This is a genomic window from Sphingomonas sp., from assembly GCF_003248515.1.
GTDB lineage: Bacteria > Pseudomonadota > Alphaproteobacteria > Sphingomonadales > Sphingomonadaceae > Sphingomonas_I.
On record NZ_QFOB01000013.1, the window covers coordinates 25,769 to 43,654 of the forward strand.

At 65.0% G+C, this 17,886-nt stretch carries 14 protein-coding genes; 3 read left to right on the forward strand and 11 right to left on the reverse strand.

Annotated features, from left to right (window positions below; translation table 11 throughout):
- Positions 1-10: 10 nt before the first annotated feature.
- The 8 genes from DI605_RS17740 to DI605_RS17775 form a co-directional block, all read right to left on the reverse strand.
- Positions 11-1,918: a PQQ-binding-like beta-propeller repeat protein gene (locus DI605_RS17740; protein ID WP_293976513.1), complete on the reverse strand. Its 1,908-nt coding sequence runs from the start codon at positions 1,916-1,918 to the stop codon at positions 11-13.
- Between the two features lie 56 nt (positions 1,919-1,974).
- A complete protein-coding gene (locus tag DI605_RS17745; RefSeq protein ID WP_293976515.1) occupies positions 1,975-2,694 on the reverse strand; it encodes an MBL fold metallo-hydrolase in 720 nt (239 codons plus the stop codon).
- A gap of 226 nt (positions 2,695-2,920) precedes the next feature.
- Complete coding sequence (locus DI605_RS17750; RefSeq protein ID WP_293976517.1) at positions 2,921-4,561, reverse strand: PQQ-binding-like beta-propeller repeat protein; 1,641 nt, start codon at positions 4,559-4,561, stop codon at positions 2,921-2,923.
- A complete protein-coding gene (locus DI605_RS17755) occupies positions 4,558-5,487 on the reverse strand; it encodes a c-type cytochrome (RefSeq protein WP_293976519.1) in 930 nt (309 codons plus the stop codon). Before DI605_RS17755 ends, DI605_RS17750 begins: the two co-directional genes overlap by 4 nt.
- Before the next feature lie 19 nt (positions 5,488-5,506).
- Positions 5,507-6,007, reverse strand: coding sequence for an SRPBCC family protein (locus DI605_RS17760; protein ID WP_293976521.1), 501 nt, complete (start codon positions 6,005-6,007; stop codon positions 5,507-5,509).
- 5 nt (positions 6,008-6,012) lie between these two features.
- Positions 6,013-6,927 carry a ThuA domain-containing protein gene (locus tag DI605_RS17765; RefSeq protein ID WP_293976523.1) on the reverse strand — a complete coding sequence of 305 codons (915 nt, stop codon included), beginning with the start codon at positions 6,925-6,927 and terminating at the stop codon, positions 6,013-6,015.
- A gap of 54 nt (positions 6,928-6,981) precedes the next feature.
- Entirely contained in the window at positions 6,982-7,737 is a 756-nt protein-coding gene (locus DI605_RS17770; RefSeq protein WP_293976525.1) for an SDR family NAD(P)-dependent oxidoreductase, read from the reverse strand.
- Positions 7,734-9,014: an MFS transporter gene (locus DI605_RS17775; protein ID WP_293976527.1), complete on the reverse strand. Its 1,281-nt coding sequence runs from the start codon at positions 9,012-9,014 to the stop codon at positions 7,734-7,736. Before DI605_RS17775 ends, DI605_RS17770 begins: the two co-directional genes overlap by 4 nt.
- 214 nt (positions 9,015-9,228) lie before the next feature.
- On the opposite strand from DI605_RS17775, the gene DI605_RS17780 reads away from it, so the two are divergent.
- Entirely contained in the window at positions 9,229-10,071 is an 843-nt protein-coding gene (locus tag DI605_RS17780) for an SDR family NAD(P)-dependent oxidoreductase (protein ID WP_293976529.1), read from the forward strand.
- A gap of 16 nt (positions 10,072-10,087) precedes the next feature.
- Positions 10,088-10,840: an SDR family oxidoreductase gene (locus DI605_RS17785; protein ID WP_293976531.1), complete on the forward strand. Its 753-nt coding sequence runs from the start codon at positions 10,088-10,090 to the stop codon at positions 10,838-10,840.
- 156 nt (positions 10,841-10,996) lie between these two features.
- On the opposite strand, the gene DI605_RS17790 is transcribed toward DI605_RS17785, so the two are convergent.
- From DI605_RS17790 to DI605_RS17800, 3 genes are all read right to left on the reverse strand, one after another.
- Complete coding sequence (locus DI605_RS17790; protein ID WP_293976533.1) at positions 10,997-11,842, reverse strand: fumarylacetoacetate hydrolase family protein; 846 nt, start codon at positions 11,840-11,842, stop codon at positions 10,997-10,999.
- 69 nt (positions 11,843-11,911) lie between these two features.
- A complete protein-coding gene (locus DI605_RS17795; protein ID WP_293976535.1) occupies positions 11,912-12,652 on the reverse strand; it encodes a GntR family transcriptional regulator in 741 nt (246 codons plus the stop codon).
- An 83-nt stretch (positions 12,653-12,735) separates the two neighbouring features.
- A complete protein-coding gene (locus DI605_RS17800; protein ID WP_293976537.1) occupies positions 12,736-14,517 on the reverse strand; it encodes an IlvD/Edd family dehydratase in 1,782 nt (593 codons plus the stop codon).
- Between the two features lie 195 nt (positions 14,518-14,712).
- Here DI605_RS17800 and DI605_RS17805 point away from each other — a divergent pair, with 195 nt between their 5' ends.
- The gene (locus DI605_RS17805) at positions 14,713-17,790 is read left to right on the forward strand and encodes a TonB-dependent siderophore receptor (RefSeq protein WP_293976539.1); all 3,078 of its coding nucleotides are present in this window, start codon (positions 14,713-14,715) and stop codon (positions 17,788-17,790) included.
- The last annotated feature ends 96 nt before the right edge of the window (positions 17,791-17,886 follow it).

A 17,886-nucleotide genomic window follows, 5' to 3' on the forward strand; every position in this document is an offset into this window, starting at 1 on the left:
GAACGGGGGCTTATGGCAGGGAGAAGGCGATGACGGAATCGCCCTCGGCCTTCGTGATATTCTGGCTGCCGCCGGTCGCCACTACCGCGACATATTCCTTGCCGCCGGCCCCCTGATAGACGGCGGGCGTCGAGGCTGCGGCCGCATCCAGCAGGATCGACCACAATTCCTTGCCCGTCTTCGTATCGAAGGCGCGGAAGCGCTTGTCGTCGGTGGCGCCGATGAAGGCGAGGCCGGCGGAGGTGAGCGTCGTGCCGCCAAGGCCAGGCCGGCCCGTATCCCGGAGCCCCTCGGGGAAGCTGTCCGTCACGCCCAGTGTCGATCGCCAGGCGATCTTGCCGGTATCGATATTGACCGCGACCATCTGGCCCCACGGCGTGGGCCCGCACGGGAGCCGCTTGTCGGCATCCCAGAAGCGCCGCGTGCCGGCCAGCGGCCCTCGATTGACGTAGCTGCCGTCCGGATTCCTTTCCATTCGCATCGGCTGTGCGATGTTGTTGACGTTCGCCACGAACAGGCGCAGCCGGGGATCATAGGCGCCGCCATAATAGTTCACGCCGCCCTGCGTGCCCGGCAGCGACACGGTATAGCGATCTAGCTCCAGCGGCGTGTAGACTGGCCCCAGCTTCATATTGTTGTCGTCGACCAGTTTCTCGCAATAGGCCTGATGCGATGGCTCGCCCTTGTAGAGATTGTCGCGGCTGAGCTGCGTCTGCGCGAGCGGTTCGGGCAAGACCGGGAAGGGCTGGGTCGGCGAGAGTTGCTCGCCGGGGATCGTGCTGGCCGGTACGGGCCGCTCCTCGACCCCGAAGACAGGCTTGCCGGTCACGCGATCCAGCACGAACATCAGGCTGTTCTTGTTGACCGAGACGAGCGCGGGGATGGTCTTCCCGCCCTTGCGCACATCCACCAGGGTCGGCGGGGACTGGGTATCCATGTCCCACACGTCATGATGGGTGATCTGGAAGTGCCAGAGATATTTGCCGCTCCTGGCGTCCACCGCGACGATCGAACTGGAATAGAGATTGTCGCCCGGCCGATCGACGCCGACGCGATCGTTGTTGGGTGCGCCGAGCGGCATATAGAGGATCCCGCGCGCCGCATCGATGGTGAACCAGCCCCAGACGTTCACGCCGGATCGCGCCACCCAGCTGTCTCCGCCCCACGTCTCGTGGCCCGGCTCGCCGGGCTTGGGGATGACGTGGAAGGTCCAGACGAGCTTGCCGGTGCGCGCATCCCATGCGCGCGTATCGCCCGCCGGCCCCCTGCCGCCGCCAAGGCCGCCCGGCCCCTCGCCGGGGCCGGCGCCGGTGATGACGAGATTGCCGTAGATGATCGGCGGCGAGGGAAGGATGTAGGATGCCGTTGGCATGCCGTTCATCACTTCGGGCGTCTTCAGGTCGACGATCCCGCCCGCGCCGAAGCCGGGATTGAGCGCGCCGTCGCGTGCGGCGAAGGAATAGAGCTTGCCGTCCCGCGAGCCGACGATCAGCTGCGCGCCAAGCTTGCCGTCGCCCGGCCAGTAGGAGACGCCCCGGATCGAGACGAGATCGCCGTTCGGAACCGGGACCGACCATTTTTCGGCGCCCGTGGAGGCATCCAGCGCGACGATCCGGCCATAGGGCGTCGGCAGATACATGACGTTGCCCACGACGATCGGGATCGCCTCCGATATCATCACGCGCGAACTGGGCGCCTGACCGGCCGCGGGGCGGGGCTTCATGTGATAGGTCCAGGCGATCCGGAGCTTGCTCACGTTGGCGGGCGTGATCTGCGCGAGCGGCGCATAACGCTGCGCGCCGAGATCGCGATTGGAAGAAGGCCAGTCGCCCGGCCCGGCGGCGAGGCCGGGAAGCGCCGCAAGCAGGGCTCCGCCTGTCGCCAGCGCGGATAACGAGCCACGAAGATGATTCCTCACGCTCCCGGTTCCTCTCTCGGTTCGGCTCTGCGGCCGGTTTTTACACAATGGTGCGGCTATTTCGGGCCGCCGGCTTCCGCCCAGAGCCCGTCCACCCGCACGGCGGGCCAGGATGTCGCGGTCCAGCTCCAGCCCAGATCCTCCGTCCTGATCCGGGCGATCAGGTCCGCTTTGGTCGCGCCGCCCCGGATCGCGGTCCGCGCGCGGTCGAGGAAGGTGGCGAGCTTGGCGCGAAACCGCTCGACATCCGCGCGCGACAGGGGCGCGTCGCCATGACCGGGAATGGCCGTGTCGAAATCGAGCTTCAGCATCTCGTCCAGCGTGGCGATCCACCCGGCGATGGTTGCGCCGCCGGCATAATCGATCGTCGGATTGGCGGCGACGACGAGATCGCCGGTGGAAACCGTCTTTGCCGTCGGGAAATGAATGATCGCGTCGGCGGAGGTGTGGCCCGGCCGATAATGATGCGCATCGATCCGGCCGCGCATCAGCACCAGTGAGAAATCCTTCGTGAAAAGGATGCTGGGAGTCTTCGTCCCATTCTTCGCACTGGCCAGCAGGCGATCGATGCCGTCGACGCCGATCACCATCACGCCCGCCGCCAGAAAGCGATCATTGTTGCCGATATGATCGGGATGATAATGGGTGTTGAACACGGCCAGCACCGGCAGCGTGCTGACGCCCCGCACGGCGGCGACGAGATTGTCGAAATTGGCGTCGCCGGCGAGCTTGTCGTCCACCAGCATCACGCCATGATCGCCGATGAAGGCGGTCACGTTTCCGCCCGCGCCCGTTATCATGAAAAGGCCGGGCTTCACCTGCCGTGCGATCTGCGGCTGGGGCGCCGGGGGCGGGGTCTGGGAAAATGAGGGGGCCGCGCCCACTATGGCAATCGCAACGAACGTGGTCCGGCGCACGCAGGAGCCCAGAGCCAGGAGCGCCGCCCTTCGATAACCCCGGGCTCCTGCGTGCGCGGGAGCATGGAGGGTGGCATCGCTCACCTCAGTTTCCACCAGCCGCACCAGGCGCCGCCGGCAGCGTCAGGGAATAGAGCGTGTCGCCGGCGGCGATCACCACATATTGTTTGCCGTCCAGCATGTAGGTCATCGGGCCGTTCGACTGGTTGGCCAGCGCCTTGTAATGCCACAGGATCTTCCCGTCCCGTGCACGATAGACGATGATGTTGTTCTGATCGTCGCCTGTGAACAGCAGATTGCCCGCCGTCGCCATCAGCCCCGGCCCCACCGTGGCGCCGGGCGAATTGAGGTTGGGATAGGGGTGGCGCCAGACGATCTTCACGTTCGTCGGATCGATTGCCAGCAACTCGCGCACGCTTTCGCCGATGCTGCCCCCGCCGCCGCCGGCATAGCCGGCGGGCTTCGGGCTGGTATCGTAGAGATAGTATATGCCCATGCCGCGCACCGTATTCAGATAGAATAGGCCGGTCTGATCCGAATAAGCGGGATTATACCAGTTGGTGGGGTTCGAATTGCCGATCGATCCGGTCGTCTTGGGATCATTGTCGCGATCGGAGATGGGCTCCAGCGTCTTGGGGTTCTGGCCCTTCACCCATTTGAGCGGATCCATATAGGGCCGGGATGCGATCGGCTTGCCCGTCTCGCGATCGACCGTGACGAACCAGCCCGAGCGCGCCGCATAGGAGACGAGCTTGCGCTCCCGCCCGTCGATCATGCGGCTGAACAGGATCGGCGTGTTGGTGCCGTCATAGTCGTGCGTGTCGTGCGGCATGGCCTGGAAATGCCATTTGAGCTTGCCGGTCTCGACATCCAGCGCGACGAGGCTGGCCGTGTAGAGATTGTCGCCCATCCGCCCCTGGCCCGCATAGACCGGGTTGGCATTGCCCGTGCCCCAGTAGAGCGTCTTGAGATCGGGATCATAGGTTCCGGGCAGCCAGGTGCCGCCGCCGCCATGGGCCGCTGATTCCGCATCGGGCCATGTCTCGATGCCCGGTTCGCCGGGGCCTGGCGTGACGTGGAAGCGCCATTGCTCCTCGCCCGTTTCCGGATCGAGGCTGGCGAGGAAGCCGCGAATGTCCATGGCGTCGCCACCGACGCCCACGATCACGTGATTGCCGGCGACGATCGGCGCCGAGGTGGAGAAATATTGCTTGCGCGCATCGGCGATCTCCTTGCGCCAGCGCTCCTTGCCGGTCGCGCTGTCGAGGCAGATCACCCAATTGTCCGGCCCCATGAAATAGAGCCAGTTCTTGTACATGCCGACGCCGCGATTGCCGACGAGATGGCCGCCCTTGTCGACCCACTTGTAGGTCCACAGACGCACGCCCGTCCGCGCATCGAGCGCATAGACGAGATCGGGCAGCGTCACATAGAGAATGCCGTTCACGAAGAGCGGGGTGCCCTTGAGCACCGGCACCGGGGCGCCGCGCATCGTGCCCACATCGCTGAAGCGCGATGTCCACGCCACCTGCAGGCTGCCGACATTGCTCTCGTTGATCTGATCAAGCGTGGAGAAGCGGCGGCCGGAATAGTCGCCATGGAAGGTTGGCCAGCTATCCACGGGCGGCTTGCCCAGCAGGCTCGTGTCCAGCGTATTGGCGTGCGCCGCGATGGCGGCACCCAGCACCAGGCACCAGCCGGCGGATTTCGTGATGCGCCGCGTCATTTCACGGTGCTCAGGTAGGTGACGAGATCCGTCATGTCCTTGTCCTTGAGCCGGTAGGCGAAGTTCTTGTGCCACTCGAGCGGATCCTTGAGCGTGACCTTCACGTCGCTCTGGCGCCAGGCGTGGACGACGCCCGCCTTGTCGCGCAGCACGATATCGAAATCGTCGATTTTGGTGACCTCGCCCTCGACGGTGCCGTCCCGTCCGACAACGGTGGCCTGGATCATCCGGGAGGGATGCCCGTCCCGTTCCGGGAAGATCATGTATCGTTGCAGATCGAGCGGCCGGAACCTGGCGCCAACGCCCTTGAGATCGCCCGTCGCCGAATGGCAGGCGGTGCAGGTCTTCGCGAAATAGGCGGCGCCGGCCTTCGCATCGCCGACCAGCAGGTTGTTCACATTCTGATAGGTGCCGCGATTGGCATAATTCTCGACCTGAAGGTGCAGGAATTCGGTGATGTCGGTGAGCGCCGCATCGCCGAGCTGGGCGAAGGGAGGCATGCCTTTTTCCGGCCGGCCCGCCTTCAGGAACGGCACCAGCTTTTCGCCATGATCGTCGTCCAGCAACTGGCTGGAATAGAGCAGATTGGGGCCGATGCCGCCGCGCGCGTCCGGGCCGTGGCAGGCGGCGCAATTCTGCGCGAAGACCGGGGCGCCGCGCTTGGCGGCCTCCGCATCCGGCGCCACGCCGAGCCCCAGAAAGGCGCGTGTCGCCTCCGCGCGGGCGGCGGGGGCCGCCGCGCCCTGGCGGGCGGACGGCTGCGGCGCGGATGCGGCGCGGGGGGGCTGCGCGCCACCCGGCCTGCGTTCGCCCTGCGCGGCGGCCCCCATGTCGTCATTGGGATCCACCTGCTGACGCTGCTGGGCAAGCGCCAGCCCCGTCACGAACAGGGCGCCCGTGGCGATGGAAAGGGAGAAGCGGCGCATCTCTATCGGCCCCGATCTGTCATTTGGCTTCCGCCAGTCGCTTCATTTCGGCGAGCGCGCCTCCGAAACGGCCCTCGAGCCGCTTGTGCTCGGATTCCCGCACCGCATCCGAAGGCATCAGGGAGGCATCGTAGAAGAGCGTGTAAATCAGCTTCGTGCGGCCCTTGCCCGCAGGCTCGGCGACGAGCGACCCGTGATACTGATAGGGCGTCATCGTGCCGGCGCTTTGCCAATAGGCGTAGGAAGTCGCGGTCTTCGCGACCATCGGCTCCACCGTGGTGCCGTTGAGCCGCCTGACCGTTCCCACCTCGCCGGTGCCGGAGGTTAGCTCGCATGTCACCTTCAGCCAGTCCGCGATCGCGCAATAGCCGCCGATTTTCGCCCAGACCGCATCGACCGGCCGGTCGACGATGTTCGTCTGGACGATGGTCACATAATCGGCCGCCGCCACGGGAGAGGCTGCGACGAGACCGGTTACAAGGGCAATGGCGAGTGGGGCGATGGGGAGGAGTGCGCGCATCGCGATCATCCCTGCCGTGCGGGGCGGGGAGGGGCCGGCGGCTGCTTGTAATCCACCAGTTCGTCGACCGGATGCTTGCCCGCCCAGGCGATGCCCCGCAGCAGCATATTCTCGATCATCGGATTGCCGAGGTTCGCATATTCGTGGCCCTGCATCCACACGAAGGCGCGCGCCGGCTGGCCGCCGGGCAACGCATGTTCGTAGGTCCAGATCTGCGGCACCACCTGGCCCACGCCGCCGCCTTGTCGCGCGGCCGGCGTATCATCGATCGTGGCGGTGGCGAGTACATGGATCTTCGGGCTTTCCGCCCATGTCATCTTGTAGAAGCTCTCTTCGGGCTTCAGCGCGAAATCCTTCACCCCCTTCATGATGGGGGAGGCGGGGTCGACGATGTGATAGGGCACGTTGGCATCGAGCGTGTAATTCACCTCGCCATGCTTCTTGCCGCCACCCACGAGCATGGCCATTTCGGCGGGATCCGGCCCGCACAGGGCATCGTGGATCATGACGATGCCGCCGCCGCGCTTCACGAACGCCATCAGATCGGCGCGCTCCTTCGCGGTCATGAAGCCGGTATCGCCCTTGTACATGACGATCACGTCCACCCCTTGAAGCTCGTCCGCGCCGGGCGCGTGGAAGGATCCGTCGACGACGGCGCCATGCTGCGTCAGGATTTTGCTCCAGTCCGCGAGGAACTGGGGATAATCATGCTGGCCGGGCAGGTGGGTCTTGAGGCCGGCGCGCAGATAGACGTGCATCCCGTTCAGATTCTGGCCGGGAATGCGCGGCTTTTCGGCACCCGTCGGCACGCCATTGGCATCGGTGACGGCGCCACCCTGCGCGCCCGCCACCGCCGAAAGCGCCAGCGCCACGGCCGCTGCGCCGACGAGCGGACTCCACTTCAACATCGTCCTGATCATCATCCCTCTCCCCCCGGGCTTCGATCCGGGTTTTCGTTCGTGTCGTTCAGGCGGTCACTTCACGATCCAGCCGCCGTCGATCACGTAATCCGCGCCCGTGATGAAGCCTGCGAGATCCGAGCAGAGATAGCAGACGAGGCCGCCAATCTCCTCGACATTGCCCCAGCGGCCGACCGGCAGATTGGTGAGGAACTGGGCGTTGGCGACGGGATCATTCTTCACCACGGCATTGAGCGGCGTGCTGAACGGGCCGGGGCTGAGCGCGTTCACCGTGATGCCCTGATCCGCCAGCTCGAGCGCGAGTGCGCGCGTGAAGCCCTGGATCGCAGACTTGGCCGAGGAATAAGCCGTTCGCTGCGGCAGCGAGACATGCGCCAGCATCGAGGCGAGATTGATGATCCGCCCATAGCCCGTGCCAGTCATGCCCGGCACGAAGGCGCGGCAGGCGAGAAAGGTGGAGATCAGGCTGGAATCGACGACGCTGCGGAATTCCTCCAGCGTGAAATCCACGCAATTCTTGCGGATGTTCGTGCCCGCGCTGTTGATCAGGATCTGCGGTGCGCCGAAGCGGGCATTTACCTCATCCCGCAGGCGTGCCACGTCCGCCTCGTCCAGCAGATCGGCCGTGAAGATGGCGGCGTCCGCGCCCCGGGCGGCCAGGTCGCTTTCCAGCGCGCGCAGTTTCTCCGCATTGCGGCCGACAAGCGCCAGCGCCGCGCCGGCCCCGGCCAGCGTGTGCGCCATGGCCTCGCCGAGGCCGCCACTCGCCCCGACGATGACGGCCGTTCTGCCGGTAAGATCGATCTTCACGCGCTCAATGCCTCCTGGGAAGTGGGGCCGCCAAGGCCCGACGCGGCCATGCGGCGGGCCGAACGCTCGCCCGTGGGATCGATGAAGAGCCACAGGAAGGCGCCCAGCGCCGCGAACACGGCCATGACGTGAAGCACCATGCTCCAGTCATTGTTGTAATGCTTGAGGATGTAGCCACCCACGAACGGTGCCACGAAACCCGAGAAATTGGCGAACATGTTCATCGCGGCCCCTACCGTGGCGGTGTATCGCTTGCCGATCTCCACGCAGGCATTCCACGAGATCGGCACCGTCAGGTCGCCGGTGAAGCTGATCGCCGCCATGATGGCGATGGCGGGCACGACGCCGCTTACGTTCGGCAGCAGAAGCAGCAGGGCGAGCACCACGAGATAGGCGCCGATGGCGACCCATTTGCGCGGAACATGAAGGGGCAGGAGCCCGCTCACCAGCGATCCGAATCCGCCGAACAGCAGCGGCAGGATCGCAAAGCCGGCGGTGGCGGCCGCGCTCTGTCCCTGCGCCTCGGTGAGATAGGTGGGCAGCCAGGTGACGAAGAAATACCAGACGTAGGACCAGCAGAAATACTGCATCATCAACAGGATCACCTGAGGCTGCAGCAGCACGCTGACCCAGCTGGCCGTATGATGCGTGACGAGTGCGTGCGAATCCCTCAGCAGATCCAGTTCGGCCGCGTTCACCTTGGGATTGTCGGCCGGATTGTCGTGAAAGGCGCGCAGGAAGAAGACGCACCACACCACGCCCAGCAACGCGAAGGCGACGAAGCTCCAGCGCCAGCCGAACAGGTTGATGCCGAGCAGCGCCAGCGGCGGGGTGACGGCCCCGCCCCAGCGGGTGGCGGCCCACATGAAGGCCTGCGCCCGGATCCGCTCGCCGCGCGGCAGCCACTGGCTGAGCATGCGCGTGAGATTGGGAAAGCAGCCGGCCTCGCCCGCGCCGAACAGGAAGCGGATGACCCAGAGGGACGCCAGATTCCACGCAGCACCGGTCAATGCCGTGAAGGCTGACCAGGCGAGCACGACCTGCGCCAGCACGCGCCGCACGCCGCGCTTGTCGCCATACAGGCCCATCGGGATTTCGAAGAGCGCATAAGCGAGGCCGAAGGCGCCGAGCACGGAGCCCAGCTGCTGCTTGTCCAGGTGCAGATCGGACGCGATCGGGCCTGCCGCCTGGCTGATCGCGACGCGCTGGATGTAGGAGAGGATGGCCAGTGAAAGGGCGAATCCGACGACGCCATAGCGGACCTTGGTCGCCTTCATCGCGGGTTTCCGATCCCGGCACCATGGCGTCGTCGCGACATCGCATCCCCTCGATATAGAGAGCCGGTTTTCCGGCTTGCATCTGTATACTAAATTCTGATTCCCGCTTGTCAATGCGCAGCATTCGCGTCATCAAGCTGCAACTGCGCCGCCTTCCTATAGGGTAAATCAAGGAGGAAGGGGGTGCTAAAATCTGTATTCAGGGAGGCCGGAGATGGATCAGAGAGTCGAGGCCCGGGGGTCGGAGCCTTCGTCTTCGGACCTGACGGGGCAGATCGCGCTGGTCACAGGCTCCGGGCGCGGGCTGGGGCGCACGATCGCGGAGAAGCTGATCGCTCTGGGCGCCCATGTGGCGATCCACGATATCAATGAGGACGCGCCCGCCCAATATGGCGAGGGCAAGAGCCTGAGTGAGGTTGCCGCATCGCTCGGCGCAGGCGGCATCGAGACGATGGGCGTGACCGGCGACATCACCGACGAGCAGGCCGTCGACCGGATGGTAAGCGCGATCGAGGCGCGGCTGGGCGGCGTTTCGATCCTCGTGAACTGCGCCGGCGGCGATATCGGCGCTTCGGGCACGAAGCCCCATCCGAACGGGGCGCTTGATATCAGCCTTGCCGATGCCATGGCGGTATTCCAGCGCAACTTCATCGGCACGATGCTGATGTGTCGCCGCATCGTGCCGGGCATGATCGCGCGGAAGTCGGGCGCGGTCGTCAATTTCGGCTCGCTCAACGGCCATGTCGCTGTGTCGCCGGAAGTGATGTACGGCTGCGCGAAGGCCGCGATCGTCCATTATACGCGCTGTCTTGCCCTGGAGACGCGGCCCGTGGGCGTCCGGGTGAACGTCGTCAGCCCCGGGCCGACGACGACGGCGCGCTTCCTCGCCACGCGTCAGGTCGATCCGGCGATGATGGGGAAGGGACCTTCGCTGGATCGCTATGCCATGCCGGCAGAAATCGCGGATGTGGTGGCCTTCCTCGCATCGCCGCAGAGCAGCTTCGTGAGCGGGCAGGTCCTCCGCGTGGACGGGGCGATCGGCCTCTACGCGGCCTGAAAGGAACAGACGAACCATGACGTCGCGATTGGCCGGGCGATTGGCCGGCAAGGTCTGCCTGGTGACGGGCGCCGCCCAAGGCATCGGCAACGCCATCACCGAAGCGTTTCTGGCCGAAGGCGCGATCGTCGTCGCGACCGATCTGAGCGAGGACCTGCTGGCCGCCGCCTATGTGAGGCGCGAGGTGCGGATTGCGCGGATGGACGTGACCGATGCCGCCGCGGTCGCATCCGTCGCGGCGGCGAATCCGGATATCAGCGTACTGGTCAACTGCGCCGGCTGGGTAGCGAGCGGGGCACTGCTGGAGAGCGATCCGGCCGATCTCGACCGCAGCTTCCAGATCAACGTCACCTCGATGGCGAATACGATCCGCGCGGTTCTGCCCGGCATGATCGGGCGCGGGGATGGCGCGATCGTCAATATCGCCTCGGTCGTTTCCTCCGTCATGGCGGCGCCCAATCGCTTCGCTTATGCCACCAGCAAGGCGGCCGTGATCGGCCTCACCATGTCCGTGGCGCGCGATTATGTCGGCCATGGCATACGCTGCAACGCGATCAGCCCCGGCACGATCGACAGCCCTTCGCTGGGCGAGCGGCTGCGTGCGGGTGGCGACGAGGCGGCGGCGCGCGCGGCCTTCGTATCGCGCCAGCCCATGGGCCGGATCGGCACGCCGCGTGAGATTGCGGATGTCGCGGTGATGCTCGCCTCGGACGAGGCGACCTTCATGACCGGATCGAACCTGATCGTCGACGGCGGCATGAGCCTTTGAACGGAGCGGGCACGCGCAAATGCGGGCGGAGCGAGGAGGCGATCCCGTCCCCATCGCAAAGGCGGGCGGGGCGCCGCGCGGCCTTGCCCTCCGCGCTGACGGCATCCCGATCCAGCTCCGGCGAAGACGGGGCGGCTCGGCGCCGCCCCTTTTTCTTCAGCCCTTGTAGCGGCTCACCTCCTGCCGCTGGTCGCCGAGACCCGCGATGCCGAGCGTGATGACATCGCCTTCCTTCAGGAAGACGGGCGGCTTCTTGCCCAGCCCCACGCCCGGCGGGGTGCCGGTGGAGATCACGTCCCCGGGCTGGAGGCTCATGAACTGGCTGACGTAGGAAACGATCGTCGGCACATCGAAGATCAGGGTGGAGGTGTTGCCGGTCTGCATGCGCTGGCCGTTCACATCCAGCCACATGTCGAGATTGCCGACATCGGCCACCTCGTCGAGCGTGACGAGCCAGGGGCCGAACGGGCCGAACGTGTCGCACCCCTTGCCCTTGTCCCACGTGCCGCCCCGTTCGAGCTGATATTCCCGCTCGGAGAGATCGTTTATCACGCACAGGCCGGCGACATGCTCCATCGCCTGTTCCTTGCTCACGTAGCGCGCTTCCTTGCCGATCACGACGCCAAGCTCGACCTCCCAGTCGGACTTGGTGGAGCCCGGCGGCAGCAGCACCGCATCGTTCGGGCCGATGATCGAGGATGTCGCCTTGGTGAAGATGATCGGCTCGGTCGGGATCTCCATGCCGGATTCCGCCGCATGATCGCTGTAGTTCAGGCCGATGCAGAGAAACTTGCCGACGCGCGCGACAGGCTCGGCAAGGCGAATTCCGGCTTCCACGATCGGCAGGGAGGCGATGTCCAGACCCCGCAGCATCTCCAGCCCGTCCGCCAGGATCGCGCCGTCAATATCCGCGATGAAGCCGGAAAGGTCGCGGATCGCCCCCTGATCGTCCAGAAGGCCCGGCTTTTCCTGCCCCCTGGGGCCATAGCGCAGCAATTTCATGATCTTGTCCTCTCATATTGCGGGCCTCCCGATCTCGCAGGACGCGATCGGCCCGGTGCGATCGCGCGATCAGTCGCGCGGCTTGGAACCGATGGCGAGGCTCGAGAAACGCTCGGGCTCGTTATAGGCCATGCGGAAATGGGTCAGCAGCGCCATCTGCGGATCGGCCGCCTCATTCACCAGCGCATCGAGCAGCGCGCGATGGTGATTCAGGCGCCAGCGGCGGATTTCCTGGCTCACATGCTCCAGCGCCTTGTGGGCGAAGAGCGAGGTGGTGAGGGAATCCAGCATCCGCTGCAGATAGGGATTGCCGGTGGCCGCCCAGATCACCTTGTGGAATTTGCGGTCCAGCGCGGCGGCATCGATCAGCGGACCCTGCCACGCCTCCATCTGATCGACGAGATCGGTCAGCTCGGCCATGATTTCCGGCGTCATGTTGGCGCGCGCGAGCAGCATCGCCTCGTTCTCGAGTACGAGGCGCAGGCTGTTGATCTGCTGCACTTCCTCTGGGCTGAGCTGCATTACGAACATGCCGCGCCGCTCGTGATTCATCACGAGGCCCTGCTCCTGAAGCTGGGACAGAGCCTCGCGCACCGGAATGCGGCTGACATTGAATTCGCGCGCGATCTGGCTTTCGTTGAGCCGCTCGCCCGGGCGGTAGCGGCCGCTCAATATCTGGGAGCGGAGCACCTTGACGATATGCGTGCGCAATGTGGAGGGCGTCGTATCGTCCGATCCTGCCGTTACCTCGCCTTGCTGCATCTTCGTCTCGTCATCCGCTGTTTTGCGGCCGCTTGGGGGCTTCGCCATCTGCTCCGGCCTTATAGCAGAGGGCGTCATTTACGAACCCTGATCGACATGGCCCGATCGATCTTCACCGGTCCGGCCCGCCATCAGTGATTGTGTCGCGGCAATTCGCGCGAGATGCGCTGATAGCGCGTCGCGAATTCCAGCACCGCGCCATCCTGCAACTGGCCGACATGCGCCCGGTACATTTCCTCCCACGGCGTATGGCTCGGCGGCATGGCGGGCACGCCGCCAGCCTTGCGGCGCGTGATTTCCTCCTCCGAAACCAGCGCGTCACAGCGGTTGAGGTTCAGATCGACGCGGATCATGTCGCCTGTCCGGAGCCAGGAAAGGCCGCCGCCCGCCGCGCTTTCGGGCGAGCAATGCACGATCGAGGGGCTGTCCGACGTGCCCGACTGGCGCCCGTCGCCGATCGTGGGCAGGCTGTTCACGCCGCGCCTCAGCAATGCGTCCGGCGGCTGCATGTTGACGACTTCCGCCGACCCGGGCCAGCCCACGGGGCCGGCGCCGCGCATCACCAGGATGCAATCCTCGTCGATTTCCAGCGTCGGTTCGTTGATGCGATGATGATAATCGTCGCCGCCCTCGAACACGATCGCGCGCCCTTCGAAGACATTTTCGTGCCCCGGCCGGGAGAGATAGCGTGCCCGGAACTGATCCGAGATCACGCTGGTCTTCATGATCGCGAAGTCGAAGAGATTGCCCGTCAGAGGGAGCAATCCCGCATTTTCGCGCATCGGCGCATCGAAGGCGAAGATCACCTCGCGGTCACGCGCGCCACGCCCTTCGAGATTTTGCGCCACCGTATCCCCGGTGCAGGTGATGCGATCGGCGTGGAGCTTTCCATGATCCAGCAATTCCCGCATCACGGCGGGCACGCCCCCGGCGCGATGAAAGCGTTCGCCCAGATATTTGCCGGCGGGCTGCATGTTGACCAGCAGGGGCAGGGCGAAGCTGTCGCGCCAATCCTGCACGCCAATCTCCACGCCCGCATGCCGCGCCATGGCCGTGATATGCGGCTGCGCGTTGGTGGAGCCACCGATCGCGCTGTTCACCGCCATCGCATCGAGGAAGGCCTCGCGCGTCAGGATCCGGGAGGGGCGCAGGTCCTCATAGGCCATGTCCACGATGCGGCGGCCGGTGGCATAGGCATATTGGCCGCGTTCGCGATACGCGGCCGGAATGGCCGCGCAGCCGGGCAGGGAGAGGCCGAGCGCCTCCGCGATCGCATTCATCGTGGATGCGGTGCCCATCGTGTTGCAATGGCCGACCGACGTGGCGGAGGCGACCGCGGCATCCAGAAAGCCTTCCTCGTCGATCTCGCCCGCTGCCAGCCGCTTACGGCTCTTCCAGATGACGGCGCCCGATCCGGCCAGTTCGCCCTCGAACCAGCCATCGAGCATGGGGCCGCCTGAAAGCACGATGGCCGGCAGATCCAGCGTGGCCGCCGCCATGATCCCGCTGGGCGTGGTCTTGTCGCAACCCGTGGTCAGCACGACGGCATCCAGGGGATAGCCGTAGAGGATCTCGACCAGCGCCATATAGGCCAGGTTACGATCGATGGCGGCGGTGGGCCTCCGGCAATTTTCGAAAATGGGGTGGACCGGAAATTCCATGGGAATGCCGCCGGAATCCCGGATCCCGTCGCGCACGCGTCTGGCCAGCTCGATATGGACCCTGTTGCAGGGGGTGAGATCGGTGCCCGTCTGGGCGATGCCGATGATCGGCTTGCCGCAGCGGAGTTCCTCCGGCGTCAGCCCGTAATTCATGAAACGCTCGAGATAGACGGCGGTCATGTCGCTGCGTTCGCGGTTGGCGAACCAGTTGGCCGACCGGAAGCCCCCGGGCGGCGCATCGCGCCTCGTCATTCTCAATCCCTCACTCTTGCAAACTGTATACTAAGGTCGCGGCTGTTTCTGTCAATCTCGCACGGGTGCCATAAGGGAGAGGGATCTCCGAACTTTGCTGGATGATGAATTATCCTGCTTGACGCGGGCAAAAGCTGAATACAGTATTCATTCCATAAGAGAAGCGGCCCAGCCGCAGGGAACGGGGATGCCATCATGAAAACGATACAGGTCGCTCGTCGTGCGCTTCTGCTCGGCACTGCGGGTCTCGTGACGGGCGGCGCTTATGGCCAGACCGTCGCGATTCCGGCTGGCCCGGCGGCGACCACCTCCGCCGCCACCGCCGCGCCGAGCAGCGGTGCCGCCACCGCGCCCATGTCCGGCCAGGACGTGACGCCCACGGCTTCCGCAGCGACGCCGCCCGCCACGCTGACGCCGAGCCAGGTGAATGAGGTGGGCGAAATTCTCGTGACCGGATCGCGCATCGTCGCCAACGGCTATCAGGCGCCGACTCCGGTGACCGTGGTCAGCACGGTAGAGCTTCTGAAGAAGGCACCGGAAAGCCTTGCGGCCGGCCTTGCGACGATGCCGCAATTCTTCCAGTCGTCCGGCGCGAACGTCACGTCGAGCCAGGCGCGCGAGACCCGCGCGGGCAATTATCTCAATCTGCGCGCGCTGGGCGAGATCGAGACGCTGCTGCTGCTGGATGGCCAGCGCCTGCCGCCGACCTCCTATGTCGGCACGACCGACGCGAACATCATTCCTCAGGCCTTGATCCAGCGCGTGGACGTGGTCACCGGCGGCGCTTCGGCCGCTTATGGTTCGGATGCGGTGGCCGGCGTGGTCAATTTCGTCCTCGATACCAAGTTCGAGGGCCTCAAGGGATCGGTCCAGTATGGCAAATCCAGTCGCTGGGACAATCATCAGGTGAAGGCCAGCCTGGCCGGCGGCAAGAGCTTCCTCGACAATCGCCTGCACCTGGAAGCCAGCTTCGATTACTTCTTCCAGCCCGGCATCGCGAATAATGGCGAGCGGCCTTATGGCGGTAATTATACCGGTGGCTGGGTGAATGTGGGTGCCTATGCGCCCGGCACGGGCACCAATACGGTGGCGAATGGCTGTGCCGCCACCACCGGCTGCGCGGCGGGCACGCAGCAAAATCCCTATACGCCCACTTTCAACGTGCGGCTGGCCAACGGCACATATGGCCTGCTGATCAACCAGGGGCGCAACGCGGCGGACGCCACGGTGCCCTTCTCGCTGGTCAATTACACGTTCGAGCCCGGCGGCGCCTATCACGCGGCCGATCTCGGCACGCGCACTGGCACGCCGAACTTCAACGTCGGCGGCGCCGATACGGCGGTCACGTTCGGCACGACGCTCACCAGCAAGCTGCGGACCAAACAGGGCTTCGCGCGCGCCGATTATGATTTCGGCGGCGATATCACGGGCTTCCTCCAGGGCAGCTATACGGAAGGCCATACCGAATTCGTGACGGTGGCGGCGGGCACGCAGTTTAACTCGATCCGCATCTTCCAGGACAATGCCTTCCTGCCGACCGGCGTGCGCGATGCGATGATCGCGCAGGGCGTGAACAGCTTCGTCGCCAGCCGGGTCGAGGCCGATCAGACGCCCAAGCGCGCCTATCAGGACAATAGTGCGCTCACGATCTTGGGCGGCCTCAAGGGCAAACTGGCCAACTTCAACTGGAACGTGACCGGATCCTATGGCGATTCCCTGCTGAAGGCGCGCCATTCGGGCAATTTCCAGCAGGCACGCTGGTATGCCGCGCTGGATGCGGTGCGCGATCCCGCCAGCGGCGCGATCGTCTGCCGCACGACGATCACCAATCCCGGCCTCTATCCGGGATGTATTCCGTGGAATCCGTTCGGCAACGGATCACCCTCCAAGGCTTCCTACGCCTATTTCGAGGAGGATTCGAAATTCCGGGTGCGATCGCGCCAGTCCGATTTCGCGGCGAATATTTCCGGCGCGCTGTTCGATCTCCCCGCAGGGCCGGTCAATATCGCGCTGGGCGCCGAATATCGGCACCAGTATCTCAACATGACGAGCAATACCGATCCGTCCAGGCCGATCGACCTGACCGGGCTGCGCGCCTATGTCGGCACCTATAATCTCACCTATAATTCCACAAACCAGGGGCCGTCCTACGGCACGCAGAATGTGAAGGAAGGCTATGGCGAAATCGCCATTCCGATCCTGCGTGACACGCCCTTCTTCCAGGCGCTCGATCTGAACGGCGCCGCCCGCTACACCGATTATAGCGTGTCCGGCGGCATCTGGGCCTGGAAGGGGGGCGTCAGCTGGACGCCCGTGGAAACGCTTCGCTTCCGCGGCACGATTTCCCGAGACATCCGGGCACCAACCCTGAACGAACTCTTCGCGGGCGTTTCCTCCACGCGCGGCACCTTCACGGACGTGCACACCGGCGTGAACACGAACATCATCACGCTGCAGCAGGGCAATTCGAACCTGAAGCCCGAAAAGGGCGACACGATCACGCTGGGTGCGGTGTTCCAGCCCAGCTTCATTCCGGGCTTCAGCGTTTCGCTCGATTATTATCACATCAAGATCAAGGACAAGATCACCACGCTCAGCACGACGGATCTCAACCAGCGGTGCGAGGATAGCGGCGGCTCCGATACTTTGTGCCAATATGTCCTGCGTCCATTCCCCTTCTCGAATCGCACGGCGGCGAACTTCCCGACGAGCATCTCGCAGGTTCCGTTCAACCAGGCGTCACTCAAGACCTATGGCTTCGATTATGAGATCAACTATCGGATGCCGCTCGGCCGGATCTTCTCGGACGAGCCTTCGCGCCTCGATCTGCGCCTGATCGGCAATTACACGCCCCGCCTGATCAGCCTTTCCTCCGCCACCGCCACGCCGCTCAGGCTGGACGGAACGGCGGCGGGCGGCGGCAGCGGTGTTCCGCGTCACAAGTTCACGGCATCCACCCAGTTCACGGAAGGCCCGCTGAGCTTCGGTTTCGACGTCCGCTTCATCGGCGTGATGCACTACACCAAGCAACCGACCGTGTTCGTGACCAACAACCGCATTCCGGCGGTCGCCTATCTGAATGCGAACATCTCCTATGATTTCAATATCAGCGGGCATCAGATCACGGCTTTCGCGACCGGCACGAACCTGACCGACAAGTTCGTGTTCGCGCCGCAGAACAATGCCCAGCCGACCGAATTCTATCCGAGCTTCCAATCCTTCTATGACGTGATCGGCGCCTATTTCGTGGTTGGCGCACGCTTCAAATTCTGAGGCTCCCCTCCCCGAATCCAGGCCTCGGAATCGGCCCGGCATCCAAGGATGCCGGGCCTTTTTTTGATCGCGGCAGGGCAGCTGGGCGTACCGGAG